Origin of the sequence: Oerskovia jenensis (genome assembly GCF_016907235.1) — a bacterium.
Classification (GTDB): domain Bacteria; phylum Actinomycetota; class Actinomycetes; order Actinomycetales; family Cellulomonadaceae; genus Oerskovia; species Oerskovia jenensis.
In genome coordinates this window covers 2,248,381-2,271,148 of the sequence record NZ_JAFBBO010000001.1, presented here as the reverse complement: position 1 = coordinate 2,271,148, position 22,768 = coordinate 2,248,381, and the positions used below count along the sequence as shown (strand labels likewise).

The window sequence follows — 22,768 nt, the reverse complement described above, 5'->3', positions numbered from 1 at the left end:
CTGCTCGATCCGCACGCACCGAGGTACCCCGCACGCACCGATCCACCCGCATGCACCGACGAATCGCCTGATCACGTTTCTCGAAGGAGAGAACCATGACCACAGTGCCCCTCCCGTCCCCGGCGACGCCCCCGCGAGCCCCTCGCTCGCGGCGGCGGATCGCCGCCCTCCTGGCCGGGGTGGTGGGAGCGGGCGGCGCCGTCGTCGGGCTCCCGCTCGCCGTGGCCGGACCTGTCGCGGCCGCCGAGCAGGGCACGCTCGTGCCCGGCAGCGCGCCCTCGGAGGCGCTCGGTGCGGGCGGGGCCGTCGACTACACGGTGTACCTCCCGCCGGGCTACGACGAGGACGCCGAGCAGCGCTACCCGACCGTCTACCTGCTGCACGGGCGCGGCGACACGCAGGCCGCGTGGCAGCGCGTCGCGACCGACCTCGACGAGCTCATCGGGACCGAGGCGATCCAGCCCCTGGTCGTGGTCATGCCCGACGCGCCCTGGAACGACCGGGGGAGCTGGTACACCGACTCGGCCTACGAGGGCGCTGACGGTGCTGGACCCGGCGGCGGCACCGGTGCAGGCTTCCAGGTCGAGACCGCGCTCACGCGCGACCTGGTCGGCCACGTCGACGCGACCTACCGGACCGTCGCCGACCGTGAGGCGCGCGCCGTCGGCGGCTATTCCATGGGAGGGGCAGGCGCGCTGCGCCTGACCCTCGCGCACCAGGACGAGTTCTCGGCGGGCATCGTGCTGAGCCCCGCGGTGTACGTCCCCCAGCCCCCCGCGGACTCCTCCGCCCGTGACCACGGGGGCTACGGCGTCGGGCACGAGCTGTTCTCGCCCGAGCGGTACACCGAGCTCTCGTACCCGGCGGCGCTCGCCGCGCTCGATCCGGCCCTGCCCGTTCACCTGTTCGTCGCGGTCGGCGACGACGAGTGGGCCAACCCGGATCCCGCCGAGGCCAGCCACGACATCGACTTCGAGTCGGCCCAGCTCTACAACACCGCGCGCCGCGTGCCGGGAGTGACCGCCGAGCTGCGGGTCCTGGACGGCGGCCACGACTGGGACGTCTGGCAGCCCGCGTTCCGCGAGGCGATCGTCGACGTGTCCTCGCGCCTGCGCACCGAGCCCACCGTGCCGTGGGACGCCGAGCTGCTCGGCTCCGCGGGGGACGACCGCGCGGGCGGCATCCTCCCCACGCCCGACGGCGGCACGACCGTCGCCCTGAACCTCGCCGGGGCGTGGGCCGGGTCGCAGCCGGTGGGTGGCCTCGACGTCGTGCTCGCGCGCCGCGACGCGGACGGTGCCACGCTGTGGCAGCACCCGATCGCGACGGCCGCCGACGAGCGTGCGTACGGCGTGGTCGCCGGACGGGCCGGGACGACGCTCGTCGCCGGGTACACCAAGGGCGACCTCGACGGGAAGCACGCGGGCACGACGCGCGACGACGGGTTCGTCGCGGCCGTGACCGCCGCGGGCGAGCGCGCCTGGACGCTCCAGACAGGTGACCCCGCCGCGGCCGACCGCTTCTACGCCGTCGCGTCCGACGGGGCAGGCGGCGCGTACGTCGCCGGGTACACGAGCGGGACCGTTCCTGGCGGGACGAGCGCGGGCGACAAGGACGCGATCGTCGGGCGCGTGGCGGCCGATGGCGAGCTCCTGTGGCTGCGCCAGGTCGGCGGGGCAGGCGAGGACAAGGCGCTCGCGGTCGCTTCTGGGCCCGACGGGTCCGTGTACGTGGGCGGGGTCGCGGGGCAGGGCATGCCGGGCGTGCAGGCGGCCGGGGCCAACGACGGGTGGGTCGCGCGGTACGACGGCGCGGGCGAGCTCGTGTGGCTGCGCGGTGTCGCGACGTCGGCCAACGACCAGGTGAGCGGGCTCGTGGCGCGCGCCGACGGCTCGGTCGTCGCCGTGGGGCACACGCGCGGTGCGCTCGGAGGGGAGTCCGCGGGGGACAACGACGTGTTCGCGCGGGCGTTCGACGCCCGTGGCGAGGTCCTGTGGACGACGCAGGTCGGCACGGCGACCGACGACCGCGGGGTGGCCGGCGTCGCCGGGGCCGACGGCACGGTGCTCGTCGTCGGCACGACGTACGGTTCCCTGGGGACGCCCGTCGGCGGCGTGGACGTGTTCACGCTGGCGCTCGCGGCCGACGGCGCGCCCGGGCCCGTGACCCAGCTCGGGACGCGCGAGCGCGACGGGGCCGACGAGTGGGACGACGCGAACCTGTTCGCCGCGGCGGCCCCCGGTGCGGACGGCGTGTGGCTGAGCGGTCTGACGTTCGGGGCGCCGGCCGGTCTGGTGAACGCCGGTGCCGGGGACGTGTTCGTGAGCCGGGTCGAGTTCGCGACCGGGCCGTCGGTGCCGTCGACCGAGGTCGGCGTCGAGGCCACGGCGCGCTGCGTCGGGGGCAGGGCGCAGGTCTCGGTGCGGGCCCTCAACGGCGGCGATCACCCTGTGGATGTCGCCGTGTCCACGCCGTTCGGGAGCAAGAAGTTCGTGGGCGTGGGCGCGGGCAAGAGCGCGCAGCAGACGTTCTCGGCCCGTGTGCCCGCGATCAAGGCGGGGGCGGCGACCGTGACGGTGAGCGAACCGGCAGGGCCGGTCGAGGTCCTCGCACCGTACGCGGCGACGGACTGCGGGGCCTGACGCGGCGGGCCGTCCACACGCCTCGATCTCGGCAGGCTCTCCACAGGAGCGACCCGACGTCACCGCGCGCCGCTGCCGCGGGCGACACAGTGGTCGGCGGGGCTCCGGTGGGCGCCGCTCGGCGGGGGACGGGGGTGTTGTTTCGAGAATCACCAACAATTGTGGGCGATTCTCGAAACACCCCCCGCCCCCCGCCCCACCGCGCCGCCTGTAGCACTGCCTGCAGCAGCACTGCCTGCAGCACAGCCCGTGCGCACGCGTGTCACCGGCTCGCAACGGACGGGCAGACGGCACGCGCACGAGGAGCAGCACGCAAGGGGGAATCCGTGGACTGGAGTCGGCCGGTCTCCGCGGTCGTGCCCGGGCTCGAGGGCGCCGTCCTGCGGGGGCTCTGGGCTCGGCAGGACGACGAGCTGTCGGGAGCGCAGGTGCACCGGGTCGCGCACGCCGGTTCGTCGGAGGGCGTCCGCAAAGCGCTCGCCCGGCTCGTGCAGCAGGGGGTCGTGAACCGTCGGGGCGCGGGGGCCGGCGCGTGGTACCGGATCAACACCGATCATGTGTGCTGGCCGGCGATCGACGGCCTGTTTGAGGCGCTCCACCCTTGCCGTGAGCTGCGGCGACAGGTCGAGAACCTGCTGTGCGACGTCGTGCGGGACGACGAGGTCCGTGCGGAGATCGGCGTCGCGCTCGTCGGTTCGGCCGCGCGAGGGGACGGTGCCGCCGACGACGACCTCGACCTGCTCGTCGTCGTCCCCGCCGGCCTGGAAGGGTGGATCGCCGCGGAGCTGCTCGACCGGCTGCACCGCGACGTCCCGCGATGGACGGGGAACGACGCCGACGTCCACCTGGCGACGCCCCCACAGCTCGTCGCGTGGAGCCACGGCGCCGCCTGGCCGGTGCTCGAGCGCTGGGCCCGTGACGCCGAACAGCTCAGGGGCCCACCGGTGCACGCGCACCTGCCGCTCGTCGTCTGACGTGCCCGCCCGGTGCCCCAGGACGCCCGACCTACCCAGGACGCCCGACGGCGGAGCGCACATCCCAGGAGAAGGTGCGCTCCGCCGTCGGGCCGGGAAGGAACGACTCAGCAGGTGAGGTTCGAGCCCGTGGTCGTGCCGAGGATCTGCGCGAAGCGCTGGAACGCCGCGATGCGGCTCTGCACCTGCGCAGGGTTGCCGCCGTTGCACTCGAGCGTGCCGTTGATCGAGCGGATCGTCTCGCCGAAGCCCGCGCCGCTGACGATGGCCTGGTGGCCCGACATGGTGCCCGGACCCGACTGCGTGTTCCAGTACCAGAGGCCCGTCTTCCAGGCCACGGCCGCGTCGGTCTCGACCAGGTACGGGTTGTTCAGCAGGTCGATGCCCAGGGCGTCACCCGCAGCCTTGTAGTTGTAGTTCCACGAGAGCTGGATCGGCCCCTTGCCGTAGTACGCGGACTGACCCGCGGGGCAGCCGTAGGACTTGCTCGTGTCGCAGTAGTGCGAGTAGTTCGCAGTGTTGCTCTCCTTGATGTAGACCAGGCCACCCGTCTCGTGGTTGATGTTCGCGAGGAACGCCGCAGCCTCACGCTTGGCGACCTCGCTGCCGCCCGACGTGGCGAACTGCGGGTACGCGCTGAGCGCCGCGACCAGGCCCTGGTACGTGTAGAACGGGTTCCGGTTGGGGAACATCTGGTTGAACTGGGCCTCGCTCACCACGAAGCTGCCCGTGCTGCCGCCCGTGCTGCCGCCGGTCGTTCCGCCCGTGGTGCCACCGGTGGTGCCACCCGTGGTGCCGCCGGTCGTTCCGCCCGTGGAGCCGCAGACGCCCTGGGTGCGCCAGACGCCCCACTGGCCCGTGGTGCCCGGGGCCTCGCCCTGGGTCCACCACCCGGCCTTCCAGTTCTGGCCGTCCTTCGAGACGACCGCGCCGCCCGTGTACACCGCGGACGAGGACCACGCCGGAGCGCACACCTCAGCGGCGGCCGCGCGGGGCGCAGGACCGGCGATCGACCACGCGAGGGCCGTCGTCAGGAGAAGAGCAAGAAGAGCCAGCACCGTCGCTGGCCGTCGGATCGTTCGTGCCGTGAGCATGCACGTGCCTCTCGTCGATTACAGGGGACGACTGCGAGCCTGACCGGCGGCCCGGGGGATGGTCAACGCACGTAGGGGGTACTACGTAGGGCGTTCGGTGCTCGTGCGGCGACGGATGGAGCGCAGTGCCGGTGAGCGGGCAGCACGTTCCTGTGGACAGCTCTCCGGCGGGGCGGAACCGTCGGTATCGTCGCCCCGGCTCCGCGCGGGAGCCACGGACGCTGTGCGGGGGGTGCCATGCGAGGTGGGGACGTCCTGAGCGCGGTGTTGGCCGCCGTGCTGGCTGCCGTGCTGGTCGCAGGGCTGGTTGCCGACTGCGGGGGGAGCGCCTCGTCCACGCCGACGTCGCTCACGCTCGCCGACGCGCCCGAGCACTACGGCGCCGTCCTCGCCGACGTCCGCGAGGTGGTCGACGACGAAGCCGGACCCCGGGAGTGGACGTCCGTCGAGCGGGCGCCGATCGTGTGGGAGGTCGCCGCGGGCCGGTGCCCGTTCTGGACCCCGGGGTGGCGCGCCGAGGAGACGATCAGCGTCGACGGTTCCTGGGCGCGGGTCGTCGACACCCTCGACGCCGTCCTGACCGAGCACGGGTTCCACGCGCTCCACGAGAACGAGTCGCCCACCGGTGGCTGGGCCTTCCTCTCGGCCGAGGACGCCAACGGCGCCGTCCTCACGCTCCGCTCGACCGAGCACACCGAGGTGGGTGTGTCCGGGGGGTCGGTGCTGCGGGGGGCGGCGGAGGGGTGCCCGGGGCGGGAGGGCGGAGACGTGGGTGGGTGACGCAGGCGTCTCCCTTGCCCGCAGGTGGCTAGGGGATCCCGAGCTCGGCGCTCTCGCAGGTGGGGGACAGGACGGGGGCGTTCATGCGGACGACGGAGTACTGACTGGAGGAGATGACCAGCTCGGCACCGATGGCGTCGGTGGAGGCGACGTCGACGGAGGGACCGGTGAACTCAGTCAGGCCTAGGGGTGTGAAACCGTGGCGTTCGAGGACCGGGTCGAGCGCTACGCGGACTGCGGTGAAGTCGTCGTCGTCGTCAGCGCCGTTGCCGGTATAGAGGTACTGCTGCGAGCCGGAGTTCGCCATCATGAGGGTGCAGGTGGAGCCGTCTTCGGAGAGGTTCGGTAGTCCGTTGGTTTCCCACGGGGTTGCCGGGTCGAGTGACGTCAGTGCGGCGACGATGTCGTCGCGCACTGCGGTGTAGGTCTCGAGGGTCTCGGCGGGGCCGGCGCTGGGTGGGTCGAAGCTCGGTTCCGGGGCGGTGGGGGCGCCGCAGCCGGCGACGAGGTAGGCGATGACGGCTGCTGCGAGCAGTGTTCGTGCGGTCCGTTGCCGTGCGGTGGACGTTCTGTTGTTTCTCACGCGTGTGCCCCCTGGCTTCGATCCACGCAACGGTGCGCGGCGCCGTCAAACCTAGCAGCATCTGCGTGGGCCGGACCGGCTATCCACAGGCGAAGGAGCGGCTATCCACAGGGGATGAGGGGACCCATGCTCTACCCGTCCCACGGTCAGTAGGGTGTCGGCGACGCACAGGGACCACGGCGGTCCCTGCGTCACTGGGGGAGAGATGGACACCATGGTCGGGGCTGACGTCGAGGCGCTCGCACGGCTCGGCGGCACCTTCACGGAGTGCGCTGATCGGCTCGCGGCGACGTGTCGGCAGGTCGACGGGAGGATGGCAGCCGCGAACTGGGTCGGGCCGTCCGCCGAGGAGTTCCGACGGGACTGGGCACAGCGCCTGGCCCCTGCTCTGACGGCCTGCATCGGTGCACTCCAGGAGAATGCCCAGGCGCTGCGGCGGAACGCTGACGATCAGGCTCGCGCCAGTGCGTCCGACGCTGCGGCGAGATCCGGGACCGACGGGGGCAGCACACACCGAAGCGGTGGTGGCGAGCGCTCCGGCGACGGGGGGAAGGACCGCCCGGGTGATCCCGACCGCGCGGGCTACGGCAAATGGGTCGACGTCCCGCCGACGATCTCGCTCGACGACGCGGCGATCGATCCGAACATGATCAAGCAGCAGGGCATCGGCGACTGCTGGCTCCTTGCCGGCCTGGGTGCGGTCGCGCAGGACGACCCCCAGTTCATTCGGGACCATATGCGACTCAACGACGACGGGACGTGGACCGTCACGATGTACAAGGACAGCGACCCCGTCGAGATCACGGTCGAGCCCACGGTCGCGGAGCAAGGCGTCATGGACCCTTCCAGGGCTCCGAGCTGGGCGTCCGTCTACGAGAAGGCGGCCGCCGAGTACTGGGGCGGCAGCTACGAGGACATCGTGGGCGGCTACTCGAGCGACGCGTTCGCAGCGATCACCGGTGCGACGCCTTCCAAGACCAGCGAGGGAAGCCTCGCCGACCTGAAGGACCGTCTCGCTGACGGACCGATCGCGCTCGGTACGGAGGATGAGCCGTCGTGGAGGCCCTTCCGCGACGAGGTCGACGACTCGAGGGTCGTCCCCAACCACGCGTACATCGTCGACAAGGTCGAGGAGCGGGATGGGGAGCTCAAGGTCCACGTGATCAACCCGTGGGGTCCTGGCGAGCACAAACAGGACGACGGATCCAAGAAACTCAGTGACATGTGGCTCACGGAGAAGCAGTACAAGCAGAACTTCGACACCGTCTACGCCGTCCCGTCCACGAGATAGAGGTGCTGCCATGACCACCGTGAGGACTGCAACACAGGGCTCCCAACCCACCTTCGGGGGTTTGCGGGTCGGGATCATGCGTGTCGGCTTGGTCGACGGCGTCGCGCTCGCCCAGCTCGCGCTGCGCACCCCCTCGGACGAAGTCGTGGTCGTGCTTGAGCAGGGCGCCACGTTCGACGTCGACGGGATCGGGACGCTGCACCTGGACGCCGTCCACGCCCGCGAAGGAACCGTCCGAGGAGAGGTGACTCTCCGGTTCGAGGAGGCCGTGGTCTGACCCCGACCCGGAGAAGAGACACGACCGGGGCCATGGGCCTGCCTCCGCTCCTGCCCGGCGAGGCAGGGCGGGCGGGCACCCGCCGAACGAAGGCACGCTCTGCGCGCTGATACATCCGCGCGACCCGAACTCCACACGCGGCGCTCGTGCCCTCCTCGGGAGGTCCGTGTCGGCGGTGGCTGGGAAGGTGGAACGCGGGAGGCCCCGCGCCCCGCGGGACCGGGAAGGTAACGATGAGCACACCGACACCGCCACGCACGTACCCGCACGGGGTCCCGTGCTGGGTCGACACCGAGCAGCCCGACGTCGACGCCGCCACCGCGTTCTACGGCGCCTTGTTCGGGTGGACGTTCACTGACAAGATGCCGCCCGACGCACCGGGGCGCTACGTCGTCGCCTCGCTCGACGGGCAGGACGTCGCGGCGATCGCCTCCCCACCCGACGGGGGTGACGCGACGCCCGAATGGATCACCTACGTGGCGGTCGACGACGTCGGTGTGACGGCCGGGGCAGTCACAGCCGACGGCGGCGTGCTGCTCTCCGGACCAGAGACGGTCGGCCCACCCGGACGGATGGCCGCTGTCCAGGACCCGCAGGGCGCGCGGTTCCGCCTGTGGCAGGCCGGCACGCGCCTCGGCGCCCAACGGGTCAACGCGCCGGGCACCTGGAACTTCAGCAACCTCCTCACCCCCGACCCCGACCGCGCCCTCGACTTCTACGGTCCGCTGCTCGGGTGGGAGCTCGACCCCGAGCTCGGCGCCGGGATGTTCCGCGTCCCCGGCTACGGCGACCACCTCGCACGGACCGTCGACCCCGGCATCCACGAGCGGCAGGAGTTCGCGCCGCCGGGGTTCGCCGACGTCGCCGCAGGCGTCCCGCGCGTCTCTGGGCAGCCCGCGCGCTGGGACGTGGCGTTCTCCGTCGCCGACCGCGACGAGAGCGCGGCCGCAGCCGAGCGGGCCGGCGGGGTCGTGCTGTCGACGTCGGAGAACGAATGGGTGCGCGAGGCCGTGGTGCGCGACCCGCAGGGCGCGGAGCTGACGCTGTCGCAGTTCGCGCCGCAGGAGTGGGGGTGAGCAGTTCCCACGGGCTAGGAAGACGGAGTCGTCCGGCCCGCCCGCCCGGCGATCGACTCAGCTACCTGATCGACCTGTCGGAGGATCTCTGACGGCGTCGCCCCCAGGTGGAGCGCATGGGTGTGGATGACAGGTCCCTCGCGGACGACCTGGACGGACGGCGGGACCGCGCCCTCGGAGTGCGCATAGACGAGGTGGCCCTGGCTCGGGCCGAGCGCCGTGCAGCTGGTACACGTTGCCGCCGTGCGTCGCCGGCGGACCCGTCGACTGGTACTTCGCGCCCATGACCGCACGAGAGACGCCGGCGTCGTGCCAGACGAGGTCCGGCCTGAGCGGGACCTTCCCTGCCACGTCGAGCGGCCACGCTGTGGCCTGGGCGGTGACGGTCCCGCCATGGGACCGGAGCCGCGGACCCAGGAAGCGTTCGAGGAACCCTTCGAACACCGCAGGCATCGACAACGTCAACGAGAGGGCTGACGTGCTTCCGGCGCTCAGGTCGATGCCCGACCCGTCGAGCACGAGCTGTGCCAGGGCGACCGCCGGGCGGTACCGCTCGTTGAGGCGGCTCCAGACAACCCGGCTGCTCGCGCCTGGCACGTCCAGCGGGGCGACGTCGGCAAGGGTGAGCTGGATGCGACGCAGCCCGCGCCGCACCTCGGGGTCGTCTATCCCGAGACGGCGCAAGGCCGTCGCCGCGGCCTTGAGGGTCCTGTTCTCGACGACATCCTCGTCGTGCTCCTGGTAGCGCACGGCGAGTGGAAGGGCGACGTCGGGACGTCGGCGGACCTGCTCGGCAATGTCGATCCTGCCCTGGACGCCCGTCGTCGCGGCTGGCACGTAGGCCTCGTCCTTCTCGCCACGGTGGCGTTCGGCGCCTACCTACTTGTTGCCCGCAGAAACCTCGGCAAGTTCTCGCCACGCCGGCCACTAGCCTGCGCGCTCACCGGCCTCGGGATACCCGTGGCTCTGCTCGTCCTCGTGCTGATCGTGTGTGCGGGACTATCACCGCTGACCGCTGTGCTTGTCCCTGTGCGTTAGACAAGCCGCCGCATAACCGGCAACTAGTACAACCGCAGATCGCGCAGAGGGTAAATATGATCCGCAGCATTGCTATGTACGGGCTAACGAAGGACGTCAACTAGCGGTGCGCTAGCTAGCCCTGCCATCCATCGCCAGATAATTATCCGCGAGGACAAGCCGCTCCAGCCATCCGGAACTAGCCAACTCCTGCCGTCAGGCTATGAGAACTGGTCATCTCGTACCCTTGCGCTCATCGCTGCCGTCCTGCATGCTTAACCCACTGCCGCGGGGCGTCTGCTCTGGCGGCGCGGGACGCTCCGGTTGACATCGCCTGGAGGATGTGCGAACGTAGCTCTCACAACAAAATAACTCCTATGCTGCGGAGAAGACGTCGACTTCCACCCTCGTCGTCCGGCACCGGCGGGTCGTCAGGCAATGAGGGATGGGTCCACACCATTCGGAGCCAACGGCGCCCGCTGAGCCCCGCGATCACCTCGGGGTCGGCTTCCAAACCCGGCCTCCGTAGGGGTGTCAGGTCGCGACGAAGGACGTGTCCAAAACGTCTTGAGCGACCTGGCGCCCCCGCGAGAGGAGTCCTCCGAGGTGCCTCACCTACGCGCCAGATTTCAACGACCTCATGGAGGAGCACAATGACTACCGAACTGAACGCACCGGCCCGCCCGGGCATCCACCTGTACGCCCTCAAAGGTCAGCAGGGTGACCGGCAGATGTACTTGCTGCTGGTCACGAATCACGAGCTGCTGCGCAACTTCGCCGCCGAGGCGGAGATCAGCGACGGCGCAGAACGCGTCCAGCGCGACCTCGACACCCGTCACTACAAGGACATCGTCAACTACATCACCGAGAACCCCGCCGAGTACTTGCTGGGCGCCATGACGTACGCGATCGACACGGTCGAGGACTCCGACTTTGTCCCCGCTGGGCCGGGTAGCAACATCGGCACACTCGTCCTGCCAACCAACGCCCGCTTGCGCTGCCTAGACGGCCAGCACCGCCGCAGCGCCATCGCCGAAGCAGTGCGCCTGAACGAGGACGTCGGGGACGACTACAGCGCCGTCGTGCTGTACGTCGAGGACGACTTCATGAAGCGCCGGCAGATGTTCAGTGACATGAACGCCACCCCAAAGGTGGTGTCCAAGGCGCTCAACATCACCTTCGACAGTCGCGACCCGTACGCTCTCGCGGCCCAGTCCCTCGCAGAGAACCACCACCTCCTCAAGGACGTGGTCGAGACCCGTAAGGCCCGCATCACAACGACCGACGCGAAGATCTTCTCGCTCGCCGGGGTCTTCGACGGGCTCAAGCGCTTCGACCTTGGCATGGTGCTGCCGCGCGGACGCTCGCCCAAGACCAAGACTAAGGACGAACTCATCGTGATCGGGAACACGCTCTTCGACACCATCGACGCCGCGTTCCCAGAATTCACCGACGTCAAGAAGGAACTCGCCAACGCCGAGGAGCCGAAGGAGAAGGCGGAGATCATGAAGGCGGCAAGGCGCCGCACCATCCTCTTCTCCACCACAACGCTCCGCGTCATCGCGGGCGCCCTGCACGAGGCCATGAAGGCGGACGACGAGACCAACGCCTCCCGCTACGTCAACCAGCTGGCCAAGATCGACTTCGCTCCCACGTCCAAGCTCTTCACCGCTCCCGACGTCGGCTTCGTCAGCGGAACGGGGACGCCCTCCGCCCGCAACCAGGAGGTCTTCGCCGCAACCAAGTCGCTAACCAACGCCATTCGACTTCGCTAGCGGCGCCAGGATCACCGCCCCGCAGCTTCGCGGGGCCGTGATCCTGGCGCCTGATCAGGAGTCACTTCCCGCCGCCCAGGAACCAATGGCATCTACGACGCTACAAAGGAGGGGTTGAACCGGGCGCCGCGGCCTGGTCTGTGTCCACTAGTTACGGGATCCTTCTTCTACTTCGTGAGCTGATCGAAGATCTCGTCTGGCAAAGCCTTGATGTATTCGATTCGGGCCTTGATCGCCGCTTCCATGTTTGCCAGCGACAGACCCACCGAAGGCTCGATGTACTCGTCGCCGCCAGCCTCGGCGGTCAGCAGGGCGGCCGCATCGTAGTTGCCTTCCTTCACCATGCGCTCGAAGAAGATCCGGTAGCGCTCGATGTACGAAGCGCCGGTGAAGATCGGATCCGCGGGGAACGGCATGTTCTTCGGGACCTTCACCGCGCTGAGTGAGCCCGCGGCGCGCTCCACCAGCATGATGAAGCCGAACCAGGGCTTCAGCTGCCCGAACAGGCCGCGCTCCGCGGCCATCTGCGAGTCTGCTGCGAGGCCCAGGGCCTCCTCGGTCCGGTTGTTGAAGTTGTTCCCGAACGACGGGCCCCGCTGCGACTTGAACTCCATAGCCGCGATGAGTGAGTTTCGGTACAGCACCAGCAGATCCCAGTTCTTTACTGGTCTGAAGTACGCAGGCAGGTTGTTGTGACCTGTAGTGCGCACTTCCAGGGCGATCTCAGGGTCCGACGCCCAGATCGCCGCGAACGCCTCCTGCATCGCATCCATCTGCTTGCCGCCCGTGACCGCGGCCCGGTTGCCGGTGTCCTTGATGCCGGTGAGCTCGCCCTGCTTGGCCTGCTGGAGGTCCAAGCCCTCCCAGTACCCCAGGACGGCCGCTCTCCAGGTGGTGTCCGGCGTCAGATTGCTCATCGTTCCCTCTCGTCAGATGTTGTTACGCACGCGCAAGCGCCTGCTGTGCAAATTGAACCCTTGCCTCGACCTCAATCCAGAGGGTCTCGACCGTCGCCGTCGGCACCGGTTCGCGGTAGCCGGGGTTCTTCTCGTAATCCAGCCACGTATGGACCATCCACCCAGCGTCGTACGCTCCGGTCTGCACGAAGCGCTCGACCGCGATCTCCCACTGTCGGCCGTAGGTCATGCCGTCGAAGATTGGGTCTGTGTCGAAGAGCGGCCGACCGCGCGTCCTGACGGGCTTCGCCGACAAGGGGTCCGACCCGAACACGACGCAGAACGCGGTCCAGATCGGCAGCACTCCGAAAGCCCGGTTCAGATCCTGCGCGGTCGCTGCATCGAACGCGCTCCCCAGTGCTTCCTCGATGCGGTTGTTGCCGTTGTTACCCTCGCTGCCGACCTGGGACTTGAGTTCGACTACGCCGACGAGATGCCCCTTGTACGTCGCGACCACGTCCCAGTTCTTCGAACGTCGGTAGAAGCCGGGGATCGCACGGTCGACAAAGACGTCCTCGTCGTCGAGTCCGGCTTGCACGAACATCCCACGCACGAAGGCGGCGATGCTCTGCATGTGACGGGCGTCGCGTGCCTGAGCTCCGTGCCCCTCGCGACCGCCCGCGAGGTTGCGCTGCACGGCATGGTCCTTCTCGAGCCAGAAGTTGGTCAGCAGGTCCAGGACTGCGCCGTTGTCTCCCACTTCGCCTGACCTTCTACCGTAGTTCGCTCTCGCCGGGCGCAAGACCGTAGGCCTCCTCCGCCGCCCGGGTCGCGGCGTCCCGGTCGCTGGTCCGGAACGCATCGCGGAGCCGGGCGGCGACAGCGTCGGGGATCGTCTCAGGCCTCGGCACGGTGATCTTCCGCAGGTACTGCGCCTGGAACCGGAGCGTGCCTCCGCGCATCTTCACGCCATACGCGCTTACGAACGCCTCCGCGATGCGCGAGAGCAGGAGCCCGCCGAGCACTTCGAGATCCCAAGCATCGGAAACGATGTAGTAGAGGTTGTGGTGTGGGTAGTAGCCACCCGGCTCCAGCACCGGTGTGATCTGCGCCTTCATGTCCTGTAGCAGCAGCTTCGGCCGCCCTGCCAGCCCTGGGTACACCTTGTCGATCGTGCGGTGCCAGGTTGTCGGGTTCTTCTGAGCGACGAAACGCTTCTTGACCGACTCGTGTGAGCCGAGTGCGGTCGCGAACTTAGGGTACGCCTCGATGTCGACGAGCTGCCCCTCGTTGTCCCACGGGTTCAACAGCAGCTTCCGAGGCGTGTTCAGGCGGCCGGCACGGATGTCGTCGGCCATGACGATCGGCGTCAGCCGGTCCTGCTCAACGTCGATTCCAGAGTCCTTACTGACGATGTACGCCTTGTCAGCTCCGGTGGCAACACCGATGCTGATCTTCGTCACGCCGTCAGACTCCAGCGTCGGGAACTCCTCCTGCAGACGCTCCAGCAGCTTGATCGTGTGAGGAGAGCCTGTCGGCCAGAAGTCATCGGTTTCGAACCAGTTGGGCATCCGTGCACCCTCCCAACCCTGGCCTGAACCCTCGGCAGCGGTGCCCAGCACGAAAGCCTTCGCTTCCAGGGCTGACGACTCACCGAAGGCGCTGGTCGTGTCGATGAACGTGGAGCTTCCCTGTGGGGCATTGGCCAGCACCGTGATTGCCGGGTACGCAGAGACCTCGGCCTCGAACGCATCAACATCGTGCATCTGCCAGACCGTCTCGACCGAGTAGCGAGAGACGACCAGGGCGCGCAGGTGCTTCCCGTAGGCGTTGCGCATCCAGCGGTCAGCGCAGATGTATCCGAGCTTCCCGCCGGCCGCCAGGATCCCCATCGAGCGCTCGTAGAAGCCGACATAAATGTCGGCCCGACCGCGCATCGTCTTCCATCGCGTGCGGTAAGCGGCTTCGACTGCGTCGTCAAGGTCCTCTGTGCGGATGTACGGCGGGTTACCGATGACGAAGTCGACGTCGGTCGGGATCTCATCGAGGAGGAAGTCGCCCTGCCGCAACCACCTGGCGGTCAGAGTCTCTGCCAACTCTGCTGTGGCACCTGCCTCCATGAGTAGCACGGTGATCCTCTGCCGGCACGACTCGACGTGTTCCTGCTGGAGGTCCAATCCGAACAGGCAGTCCGAGAGCGATGAGAGCTCAACCCCATGGTTCTGGACAGATTCGAGCAGCCGGGTCACCACGGGTACCAGGAATGCCCCGGAGCCGATCGACGGCTCGACGAGCTTGACCCGGGAGAGATCACGGTCAGCGGTGTACCCGACGAGGTCGAGAATCGTGTCGACTACCCACTCCCGTGTGAAGACCTCTCCGTACTCGATCTCATCCGCAGTAGCGACTGCCATGTGGTCCTCTCCATACAACTCAGCACGCGCAACAGCGCGTGCAGTCCAAGATTATCCGCTGCCGAGTGGTTCGGTGCGCCCCGCGGCAGGCCGGCCGACGACGCACGGCATCACCGCACCCCGGTGACCTCGACCCGCCCCAGCAGCTCCTCGAGCACGCTCTCGCTCACCACGGGTATCCCGTACCGCCGCGCGGTCCGGGCCTTCCCGGACAGCGAGTCCGGGTCGGCCGCGATCACGACGCGCGTGCGCTTGGTGACGTTCGGCCAGGGTGTCAGCCCAGCTGCGCGCGCCTCCCTCTCCCAGTCCTCGCGGGGCCGCGACATGGCCCCGGTCAGCACGATCTCGTCGCCCCGAGCCAGCGCGAACTGCGGCCGCGCGGCCACGGTCGCGACGGCCCCACCCAGCGCGGCGCCCCGGGCAGCCCGACCCAGCGCGTCATCCCCACCCGGCCCGGCGAGAACGGCAGGCGGCGCGCCCAGGTGCGCTCCGCCGTCCGGCAGGGCGCCGAGCGCCGGACCGGACGCCGCGCGCCCGACCGCCGCCGCGACGTCGTCGGCATCCAGGCCGAGCTGGTCCGCGACCTCGTGGAGATCCGCGATCTCGGAGTCCGAGAGGACGCCGTCCAGCAGGGCCACCCGGGCGAGCGCATCGAGGTACCCGTGGTGCAGCGACTCGACCTGCGCCCGGCTGAGCCCGGCCTCCTGGGCTGCGGCGAGCAGGGCGCCGCGCTCGGTGAAGGACACGTACCGGTCGAGCAGGGCGAGGTCGAGGAGCGCGAGGTAGTCGTCGGCCTGGGGTGGGAAGGGGACGCGGTCGAGGCGGTCGGACAGGCCGGACAGCCAGTGGCCCGTGGGCCGGCTCGCGCCGCGCAGCACGGGGGTGAACGCCCCGGAAGTGGGCAGCCACGGCCACGCGTGAGTCCCCGAGGCCTCGTGCGCGACGCCCCAGAGCGGGTCGGCGTCGTCGAGCCCGAGGTAGTGCTCGAGGAGCCCGGCCGTGGCGCGGGCGTCTCCGAGGGCCGAGTGGGCGCCGTCGTGCACGACCCCGGCGAGCTCGCAGCAGATCGCGAGCCCGCGCGGCGCGGACGGCAGGAACGTCCCGGCGAGCCGCATGGTGCACAGGCACGCGAGCGGGTCGATCCCCACGGGCAGACCGACGCGCCCGAACTCGGCGCGCAGGAACCGGGTGTCGAAGCTCGCGTTGTGCGCGACGATCACGCGTCCCTCGAGGAGGCGCGCGAGGTGCGGTGCGACGACGGCGAACGTGGGCGCGAGCCCGACGTCGGCCGCGCTGATGCCGTGCACGTGCTGGGGGCCGAGGTCGCGCTCGGGGTTGACGAGCGTGCACCACTCGTCCTGGACGCGGCCGGCGGCGTCGGTGAGGACGACGGCGACCTCGGCGATGCGGTCGTGCTGGCGGGGCGAGAACCCTGTGGTCTCGAGGTCGATCACGGCGAATCCGGGCACGGGGGACAGCGTGCCAGGTCCGGGCTGCGGGGTGAAGTCCGCGCATAGGAGGCGTCGAGGGAGTTCTTGCCGAGCGAGACGCGCGAATCGTTCTTAACCTGGACGGACATACCACTTCATCGGGAGCCGTAGTGCGCACTGCCGCCATCACGACCACAGTCCTGCTGTCCGTCGCCGTGCTCACAGGCTGCAAGGGCGGGGAGACGGGCCCGGGGCAGCCCTCGCCGACGTCCACCGCGACCAGCTCCCCGACACCCTCCCCGACGACCCCGCCGGTCACCCCGACGCCGACCCCGACCCCCACCGACCCCGCGACGCCCCCGGAGCCGGGCGAGAACGAGGTCTCGATCCGGGTCCAGATCCCCGAGCGCACGGCCCCGCCCTCGGACGACTGACGCGCGCCCCACGCGCGCCCACGACGCGCCCCCACGCGCGCCCCCCACGCGCGCCACCCGAGCGCCCTGCCCGAGACGCGACCTGCCCGAGACGCGACCTGCCCACGACGCGCCCTGCCCGAGCGGTCCCGGCAGACGCGGAGAGCCGCCCGGCTCAGCCCTTCGCTCGTGCGGCCCGACGCCGCCGCCTCGCCTCTTCGGCCCGTCCTTCGGCGGCCTCGAGGTCGCGGTCCACGGCGGCCAGCTCCTCCTCCGCCGCGGCGAGCGCTCCCCGCGCCTCGTCGAGCGCCGCACGGGCATCGTCGCGCTCGGCGGTCAGCCGGGCGATCTGTTCGTCGAGTGCGCTCAGACGCGCGTCCGACGGCCCGACGGCGGAGCTCGCCTCCCGCACGACGTCGGCCGCCTGGTCGCGGCGACCTTCGAGCCGGTCGATCTCCGCGGCTGCCGCGGCCACCTCGCGCTCAGCGGCGGCGAGGGCGGTATCCGATCCCGAGTGGTCGGCACCGGAGTCCGACCTCGGGGCCGCGTCGTCGTGGTGCCCACCCGCCGCGGCGCTCCCTGCGGCTTCTGCTCCGCCTCGTTGCCCCCGCCTCCCGCCGCCCGTCCCTGTGCCGCGCCGAGCCTCGCGCTCGGCGCTCAACGACACGACGTCGGCGTCCTCGCCGGACTCGTCCACGATCCCGAACCCGACGTACTGCAACGCCTGCGTCAGACGTCCGGCCTGCACGAGGGCCCCTGCGGCACGGTCCATGACGGCCGCGGTGAGCGTCTCGCCGAGGCGCCGCAGCACCTCGCCCGACACGCCCCGCCCGCCGACCTCGCCCTCGTGCGACACCTCCCCGACGAGCGCGTCGACCTGGCGTCGGCGCTCGTGGTCGAGCTCGGTCAGCCGCGCCCGGTCGCGGGCCTCGGTCGCGGCGCGCAGGTCCTCGCCCAGCGCGACGAGGCTCGCGACCTGCTCGGGGTGTGCCCGGGCGACCTGGTTGACGACCCAGGCCGCGACGGTCGGCTTGGTCAGCGCGCGCAGGCGGGCGGCGCCGACCGCGTCGCCGGCGGCGCTCGCCTGCTTGGCTGCGGCGTTCCGGGCGGCGACGAACTCGTCGAGCGGCAGCGCGAACAGCCGGTCGATCGCCGGCTCGCCGCTCGCTGCGGGGTCCGTCTCCATCGCCCCAGCCTCGCACCGTCGCCCGGTCACCGCCGGTCGCCGCCGGGCGCCCGCCGCCCCGCCACCGAACCCAGGGCGGTCAAACCAGCACGAGCTGCCTGACCAGCTTCGGGTCGGGCGCCGTCCGGGGCACGAGGGGTAGGGTCCGGGGTTGACCGTGCCCGGTTCGCGACCGGGAGTCGCGCACCATCGCCGACAGGGGAGCCGTGGACCAGGGATCGTCGCTCAGCACCCGCACCCCGACCGACGGCCCGACCGACGCCGCCACCGACCTTTCCGTCCCCGACGGCGTGACGGCCGGTGCGACGCCCGACTTCCCTGCCGTCGAAGCAGCCCCACGCCGTGCCCTGCTCCGCCTCCCGCGGCTGCCTGCTGCACCGATCGGGCGACGAGGCCCCGCCCCGACCACCGCAGAGGCCGCCGGCGACGACGCGACCGACGCGACGCCGTCGGGCAGGGAGAGGGCGGCGAAGAGGCCACGGATCGACGACCTGGTCACGGGCTGGGTGGGTCGCGCCCTCGACGCGTACCCGCGCCCCGCCCTGCCGCTCACCGAGCACTGGGACGCCTCGGTCGCCGGGCTCGTGCGTCAGGTCCCGTACGTGCCACGCTTCGCGACCAGACCGCTCGAGCTGCTCGACCGGTTCGGGGCCGTGCACGTCGGACCGCACGAGATCGGGTTCGACGGCGACGCGATCGACTGGGAACGCGTCCTCGAGGTGCGCACGCAGCCCGCGTGGACGAGCCTGTCGGCCGACGCGCTCGAGGCGAACTTCGCGCAGTACCTGCGCGTGATCCCGCGCCTGCCGGGGCGCGGCTGGGTCCTGGGAAAGATCTCGGAGCTGCTCGTCTCGCTCTACCTGAGCGTCGTCCCGCTGCCCGACGACGCCGCTCACCTCCTGGAGTCCGGCGGCACCGCGGGCGAGGCGCCGGGTGGCGGCCCGGCGACCGCGCGGACCACCTCGTTCACCCGGCGGACCGTGACTCAGATCCACTACAAGCGGCGCCTCGGCGAGGGGGAGCGGCAGGCGACCACGACGTCGGTCCTGCTGCAGCTCGCGTTCCCGGAGTCGACCGACGCGATGCTCGCGCTCGCGGCCGAGCGGGGCGTGCGGGTCGTGCACGTCCCGGTCGACGAGGGCGAGATGGGCGCGACGATCAAGCGGGCCGCGGCGTGGCGCTCGACCGCGCTGGGGCTACGGGACCGCTTCGCGCGAGAGGCCGACGCGGCACCGTCGCCCGACCCGGCGCCCGAGCCCGTCGTCTAGCCGGGGGCTCGGCCGACGCCACGGCCGGGCGCCGTGGCGCGCCGGGCGGTCGTGCGCGGTCTACGCTCCGTGAGGGCGCGGCGGCACAGGGCGCGGGCGCGGCGACGGCACGGACGAGGCGGGGTGGCACATGGCACGCAGGACGATCGTCATCACGGGAGCGAGCGACGGGATCGGGGCGGCGGCGGCCCGGGCGCTCACCGAGGACGGGCACGAGGTCGTCGTCGTGGGGCGCTCGCCCGAGAAGACCGCGGCGGTCGCACGCGAGCTGGGCGCCGACTTCTTCGTGGCGGACTTCGCGCGCCTGGCCGAGGTGCGGTCGCTCGCCGCGCAGCTACGAGACCGCTACGAGCGGATCGACGTCCTCGCGAACAACGCGGGCGGCATCATGGCCGACCGTCAGGTCTCCGAGGACGGTCACGAGTTGACGTTCCAGGTCAACCACCTCGCACCGTTCCTCCTCACGACGCTGCTGCTCGACCGGTTGGAGGAGAGCCGCGCGAGCGTCCTCAGCACGAGCAGCGCCGCGCACCGGCTGTTCAGCGACTTCCACGTCGACGACCTCGAGTCCGAGCGGTCCTACGCGCCCAACACCGCGTACGGCAACGCGAAGCTCGCCGTGAACCTGTTCACGCGCGAGCTCGACCGCCGGTACCGGGCGGCGGGCGTCTCGGCGGCGTCGTTCCACCCGGGCGTGGTCGCGACGAACTTCGCCGCGACGTCGACGAGCAGCATGCGCGTCATGTACCAGACGGTGCTGAGCCGATTCCTCACGTCCTCGGCCAAGGGGGCCGACACGCTCGTGTGGCTCGCGACGACGACCCCGGGCGTCGACTGGGAGCCGGGGAGCTACTACGTCAAGCGCAAGGTCGCGACCACCCACCCGCTCGTGAGCGACCCGCGCCTGGCGGCCGACCTGTGGGCCCGGAGCGCGGCGATGGTCGCCGACGACGGCGCCCCGGGAGCGGCGGCCTGACGATGCCCGGACAGCACGACGGGCCCGGTGCTCTCGCACCGGGCCCGTCGACTCACCTCGCCACGGGCCGAAGGGGGGTGACCTGCGGCGGGGAGGTCTGGAGGACCGTCAGGACGCGGAGGTCGTGACCTCGATGCGCTGCGGCGTCGTGCCGGCGTAGACGCCGGCGACGGTGACGGTCAGGACTCCTGCGTCGTAGCGGGCGCTGATCGCGCTCGCGTCGGCAGGCTGGGGGAGGGTCACGACGCGGTGGAACGCGCCGTAGCGGACCTCGCGGACTCGGCGGCCCTCGGTCTCCTCGGCCCGCTCGTCCTTGCGCTCGCCGCGCACGACGAGCTTGCGGCCCTCGACCTCGACCGTGACGTCCTGCGCCGGGTCGATGCCCGGCAGGTCGAAGCGCGCGACCAGGTCGTTGCCGTCCTGGAAGACGTCGGCGTGAGCCGGGACGCCTGCCACGGGGCGGGCGGTGAGCAGGTCGCGCAGGGCGCGGTCGAACGCGGGGGCGGTGGTCAGGGTGGCGGTCATGGTGACTCCTTCGGTCGGTGCGGAACCTCTGACCGGTACAACTTGAGTCACCCACGCTCAATTCCGGATCGGCGTTCGCCCTGGACGAACGACCACCCGACGTGTCAGCCCAGTACCGCGACCAGGAAGTCGGAGTCCTCGGCGAACGGTCGCAGGTCCCACGTCGAGAGCCTGAGCTGGACCTCGAGCCCGGCCTCGGCGGCGTCGGCGAAGAAGTCGTCGAACGCGTACCCGCGCCCGGCCCCGAACCCGACGACGGCCCGCCCGCCCGGTGCCAGGTGGGCCCGGAAGCGGCGCAGCACCGCGACCTCGGTGCCGGGCGCGAGGAAGGTCACGACGTTCCCCGCGCACACGATCAGGTCGAACGGCTCGGCGATGCCCGCTGCGGGCAGGTCGAGCTCGGCGATGTCCCCGACGAGCCACGTCGAACCGGGGTGGTCGGCCTGAGCGGCCTCGATGAGCACGGGGTCGACGTCGACGCCCACCACGACGTGCCCGCGCGCCGCGAGCTCGGCACCGACGCGCCCCGGGCCGCTGCCCGCGTCGAGGATGCGGGCGCCGCGGGGAACCATCGCGTCGACCAGCCGGGCCTCGCCCGCGAGGTCGGCGCCCTGGGCGGCCATGGCGCGGAACCGCTCGATGTACCAGGTCGAGTGGGACGGGTTCACGGCGGTCTTCTGCTCCCAGCGGGTGGGGTTGGCCTTGCTCACCGGTGGCTCCTCGGGGTCGGGCGGGGCCCTGAACGGGCTCGGCGGCGGCCACGAGAGCGGGCCACCGCACCTTCGACCGTACCCCCACCGGGTACGACGCCGGAGACCGTCCAGTGTCGACCGGACCCGGTCTCACCGACCGGACCTGGACCCCTCACTCACCACGAGGTTGCCCACGGTCGAGAACGGGATCGAGGTCGGCATCGGCGGCAGAACGACCTCAACCCCGTTCTCGGCACCCCGGGACACCCGGCTAGCGGCCGAAGACCTCCAGGACCGGCGTCTCGCCGTCGACGAAACGGATGAACTGCCCCACGGTCGACGGCGAGCGCAGGGCCTGCGCGACGACCAGGGCGACGTTGCCGCGCGACGTCTTCCCCTCGTGCGCGTCGACCGTGATCATGCCGGTCGGCTCGTCGGTCGTCAGGGTGCCGGGGCCCAGGATCGTCCAGTCCAGGTCGGTGCCGCGCAGGTGGTCGTCGGCTGCGAGCTTGGCGTCGGCGTACGGGAAGAAGCTGTTGTCCTTCGCGATCCCGTGGTCCGGCACCGAGCCGATCCACGACACCATGACGTAGCGCGAGACGCCCGCGGCGGCGGCCGCGTCCATCGAACGGATCGCGGCGTCCCGGTCGACGGCGTAGGTCCGCTCCGGGCTCCCGCCGCCGGCCCCCGCGGACCACACCACGGCGTCGTGCCCGCGCAGGGCCTCGGTGATCTCCTCGGTCGAGGCGTGCTCGACGTCCAGCAGCAACGGCGTGCCGCCGAGCTCCTCGACGAGCGGGAGCTGCGACTCGTGCCGCACGATCCCGCTCACCTCGATCTCGTGGTCCGTGAGGATGGGGACGACCAGGCGACCCACCTTGCCGTGGGCTCCGATCAGGGCGACGTTCATGGTTCTCCTCGTGGTGTCGGTGACGGTGCTCCCTCCACGGTGCACCGAGGACGCGTGCCCCGCCCGCTGGGGGCAGGACGGTCTACTCCTCGACGACCGCCACGGTCACCTCGATGTTGCCGCGCGTCGCGTTCGAGTAGGGGCAGACCTGGTGCGCGGCCTCGACGAGCTCGTGGGCCACGGCGCGCTCGACGCCGGGCAGGCTGGCCTCCAGCTGCACGGCGAGGGTGTACCCGCCGCCGTCGAGAGGGCCGATCGAGACGCTCGCGCCGATGGCCGAGTCGACGACCGAGACCTTGCGCTGGCGGGCGACGCCCAGGAGGGCCGAGTGGAAGCATGCCGCATAGCCCGCGGCGAAGAGCTGCTCGGGGTTGGACCCGTCGCCGGTGCCGCCCATCTCCTTGGGTACGGCGACGTCGAGGTCGACCCGCCCGTCGGTGGATCGGACGTGGCCGTTGCGGCCCTCCCCGGTGGCCAGGGCTTCCGCGGTGTAGAGAGTCTTCATCGTGCTACCTCCAGGGTGGGGTCGACGGGTGAACCTCTCGAACG

The 22,768-nt window shown here is 71.0% G+C and carries 22 protein-coding genes; 10 read left to right on the top strand and 12 right to left on the bottom strand.

Annotation, left to right across the window (positions count from 1 at the left end; all coding sequences use genetic code 11):
• Positions 1-95 precede the first annotated feature (95 nt).
• Positions 96-2,642 carry an alpha/beta hydrolase-fold protein gene (locus JOD49_RS10210; protein WP_205307092.1) on the top strand — a complete coding sequence of 849 codons (2,547 nt, stop codon included), beginning with the start codon at positions 96-98 and terminating at the stop codon, positions 2,640-2,642.
• Between the two features lie 326 nt (positions 2,643-2,968).
• The gene (locus JOD49_RS10205) at positions 2,969-3,616 is read left to right on the top strand and encodes a nucleotidyltransferase domain-containing protein (RefSeq protein ID WP_205307091.1); all 648 of its coding nucleotides are present in this window, start codon (positions 2,969-2,971) and stop codon (positions 3,614-3,616) included.
• A 107-nt stretch (positions 3,617-3,723) separates the two neighbouring features.
• Here the strand turns inward: JOD49_RS10205 and JOD49_RS10200 are convergent, their stop codons facing one another.
• On the bottom strand, positions 3,724-4,710 hold the full coding sequence (locus JOD49_RS10200) for a glycoside hydrolase family 19 protein (RefSeq protein WP_205307090.1): 987 nt from the start codon (positions 4,708-4,710) through the stop codon (positions 3,724-3,726).
• Positions 4,711-4,947: 237 nt separating this feature from the next.
• Here JOD49_RS10200 and JOD49_RS10195 point away from each other — a divergent pair, with 237 nt between their 5' ends.
• The gene (locus JOD49_RS10195) at positions 4,948-5,490 is read left to right on the top strand and encodes a hypothetical protein (protein ID WP_205307089.1); all 543 of its coding nucleotides are present in this window, start codon (positions 4,948-4,950) and stop codon (positions 5,488-5,490) included.
• A 28-nt stretch (positions 5,491-5,518) separates the two neighbouring features.
• Here the strand turns inward: JOD49_RS10195 and JOD49_RS10190 are convergent, their stop codons facing one another.
• On the bottom strand, positions 5,519-5,905 hold the full coding sequence (locus JOD49_RS10190) for a hypothetical protein (RefSeq protein ID WP_205307088.1): 387 nt from the start codon (positions 5,903-5,905) through the stop codon (positions 5,519-5,521).
• A gap of 373 nt (positions 5,906-6,278) precedes the next feature.
• Between JOD49_RS10190 and JOD49_RS10185 the strand changes: the two genes are divergently transcribed.
• From JOD49_RS10185 to JOD49_RS10175, 3 genes are all read left to right on the top strand, one after another.
• Positions 6,279-7,364: a C2 family cysteine protease gene (locus JOD49_RS10185; protein ID WP_205307087.1), complete on the top strand. Its 1,086-nt coding sequence runs from the start codon at positions 6,279-6,281 to the stop codon at positions 7,362-7,364.
• Positions 7,365-7,440: 76 nt separating this feature from the next.
• Positions 7,441-7,641: a hypothetical protein gene (locus JOD49_RS10180; RefSeq protein WP_205307086.1), complete on the top strand. Its 201-nt coding sequence runs from the start codon at positions 7,441-7,443 to the stop codon at positions 7,639-7,641.
• Between the two features lie 233 nt (positions 7,642-7,874).
• Positions 7,875-8,717, top strand: coding sequence for a VOC family protein (locus tag JOD49_RS10175; protein ID WP_205307085.1), 843 nt, complete (start codon positions 7,875-7,877; stop codon positions 8,715-8,717).
• Between the two features lie 57 nt (positions 8,718-8,774).
• On the opposite strand, the gene JOD49_RS20895 is transcribed toward JOD49_RS10175, so the two are convergent.
• Positions 8,775-9,554: an McrC family protein gene (locus JOD49_RS20895; RefSeq protein WP_205307084.1), complete on the bottom strand. Its 780-nt coding sequence runs from the start codon at positions 9,552-9,554 to the stop codon at positions 8,775-8,777.
• 833 nt (positions 9,555-10,387) lie between these two features.
• Here JOD49_RS20895 and JOD49_RS10165 point away from each other — a divergent pair.
• Complete coding sequence (locus JOD49_RS10165) at positions 10,388-11,509, top strand: DNA sulfur modification protein DndB (protein WP_205307083.1); 1,122 nt, start codon at positions 10,388-10,390, stop codon at positions 11,507-11,509.
• A gap of 167 nt (positions 11,510-11,676) precedes the next feature.
• Here the strand turns inward: JOD49_RS10165 and JOD49_RS10160 are convergent, their stop codons facing one another.
• The 4 genes from JOD49_RS10160 to JOD49_RS10145 all read right to left on the bottom strand — a co-directional run bounded on the left by JOD49_RS10160 (position 11,677) and on the right by JOD49_RS10145 (position 16,288).
• Positions 11,677-12,426, bottom strand: coding sequence for a PaeR7I family type II restriction endonuclease (locus JOD49_RS10160; RefSeq protein ID WP_205307082.1), 750 nt, complete (start codon positions 12,424-12,426; stop codon positions 11,677-11,679).
• Between the two features lie 22 nt (positions 12,427-12,448).
• Positions 12,449-13,165, bottom strand: a complete 717-nt coding sequence (locus JOD49_RS10155) for a PaeR7I family type II restriction endonuclease (RefSeq protein ID WP_205307081.1) — start codon at positions 13,163-13,165, stop codon at positions 12,449-12,451.
• 13 nt (positions 13,166-13,178) lie between these two features.
• Entirely contained in the window at positions 13,179-14,819 is a 1,641-nt protein-coding gene (locus tag JOD49_RS10150; RefSeq protein ID WP_205307080.1) for an Eco57I restriction-modification methylase domain-containing protein, read from the bottom strand.
• Between the two features lie 110 nt (positions 14,820-14,929).
• The gene (locus JOD49_RS10145; RefSeq protein ID WP_205307079.1) at positions 14,930-16,288 is read right to left on the bottom strand and encodes an exonuclease domain-containing protein; all 1,359 of its coding nucleotides are present in this window, start codon (positions 16,286-16,288) and stop codon (positions 14,930-14,932) included.
• Positions 16,289-16,419: 131 nt separating this feature from the next.
• Between JOD49_RS10145 and JOD49_RS10140 the strand changes: the two genes are divergently transcribed.
• Positions 16,420-16,683: a hypothetical protein gene (locus tag JOD49_RS10140; RefSeq protein WP_205307078.1), complete on the top strand. Its 264-nt coding sequence runs from the start codon at positions 16,420-16,422 to the stop codon at positions 16,681-16,683.
• Positions 16,684-16,837: 154 nt separating this feature from the next.
• Here JOD49_RS10140 and JOD49_RS10135 read toward each other — a convergent pair whose 3' ends face one another.
• Positions 16,838-17,848 carry a hypothetical protein gene (locus tag JOD49_RS10135; RefSeq protein ID WP_205307077.1) on the bottom strand — a complete coding sequence of 337 codons (1,011 nt, stop codon included), beginning with the start codon at positions 17,846-17,848 and terminating at the stop codon, positions 16,838-16,840.
• A gap of 206 nt (positions 17,849-18,054) precedes the next feature.
• Here JOD49_RS10135 and JOD49_RS10130 point away from each other — a divergent pair, with 206 nt between their 5' ends.
• Together JOD49_RS10130 and JOD49_RS10125 are read left to right on the top strand one after the other, a co-directional pair.
• The gene (locus JOD49_RS10130; RefSeq protein ID WP_205307076.1) at positions 18,055-19,116 is read left to right on the top strand and encodes a hypothetical protein; all 1,062 of its coding nucleotides are present in this window, start codon (positions 18,055-18,057) and stop codon (positions 19,114-19,116) included.
• Positions 19,117-19,246: 130 nt separating this feature from the next.
• Positions 19,247-20,092: an SDR family NAD(P)-dependent oxidoreductase gene (locus JOD49_RS10125; protein ID WP_205307075.1), complete on the top strand. Its 846-nt coding sequence runs from the start codon at positions 19,247-19,249 to the stop codon at positions 20,090-20,092.
• A gap of 108 nt (positions 20,093-20,200) precedes the next feature.
• On the opposite strand, the gene JOD49_RS10120 is transcribed toward JOD49_RS10125, so the two are convergent.
• The 4 genes from JOD49_RS10120 to JOD49_RS10105 form a co-directional block, all read right to left on the bottom strand.
• The gene (locus JOD49_RS10120) at positions 20,201-20,617 is read right to left on the bottom strand and encodes an Hsp20/alpha crystallin family protein (protein WP_205307074.1); all 417 of its coding nucleotides are present in this window, start codon (positions 20,615-20,617) and stop codon (positions 20,201-20,203) included.
• A gap of 104 nt (positions 20,618-20,721) precedes the next feature.
• Positions 20,722-21,327 (bottom strand): class I SAM-dependent methyltransferase, encoded by a 606-nt coding sequence (locus JOD49_RS10115; RefSeq protein WP_307822482.1) that lies wholly within the window; start codon positions 21,325-21,327, stop codon positions 20,722-20,724.
• A 253-nt stretch (positions 21,328-21,580) separates the two neighbouring features.
• Positions 21,581-22,219 (bottom strand): SDR family oxidoreductase, encoded by a 639-nt coding sequence (locus tag JOD49_RS10110; RefSeq protein WP_205307073.1) that lies wholly within the window; start codon positions 22,217-22,219, stop codon positions 21,581-21,583.
• Between the two features lie 82 nt (positions 22,220-22,301).
• Positions 22,302-22,724: an organic hydroperoxide resistance protein gene (locus tag JOD49_RS10105; RefSeq protein WP_205307072.1), complete on the bottom strand. Its 423-nt coding sequence runs from the start codon at positions 22,722-22,724 to the stop codon at positions 22,302-22,304.
• Between the last annotated feature and the right edge of the window lie 44 nt (positions 22,725-22,768).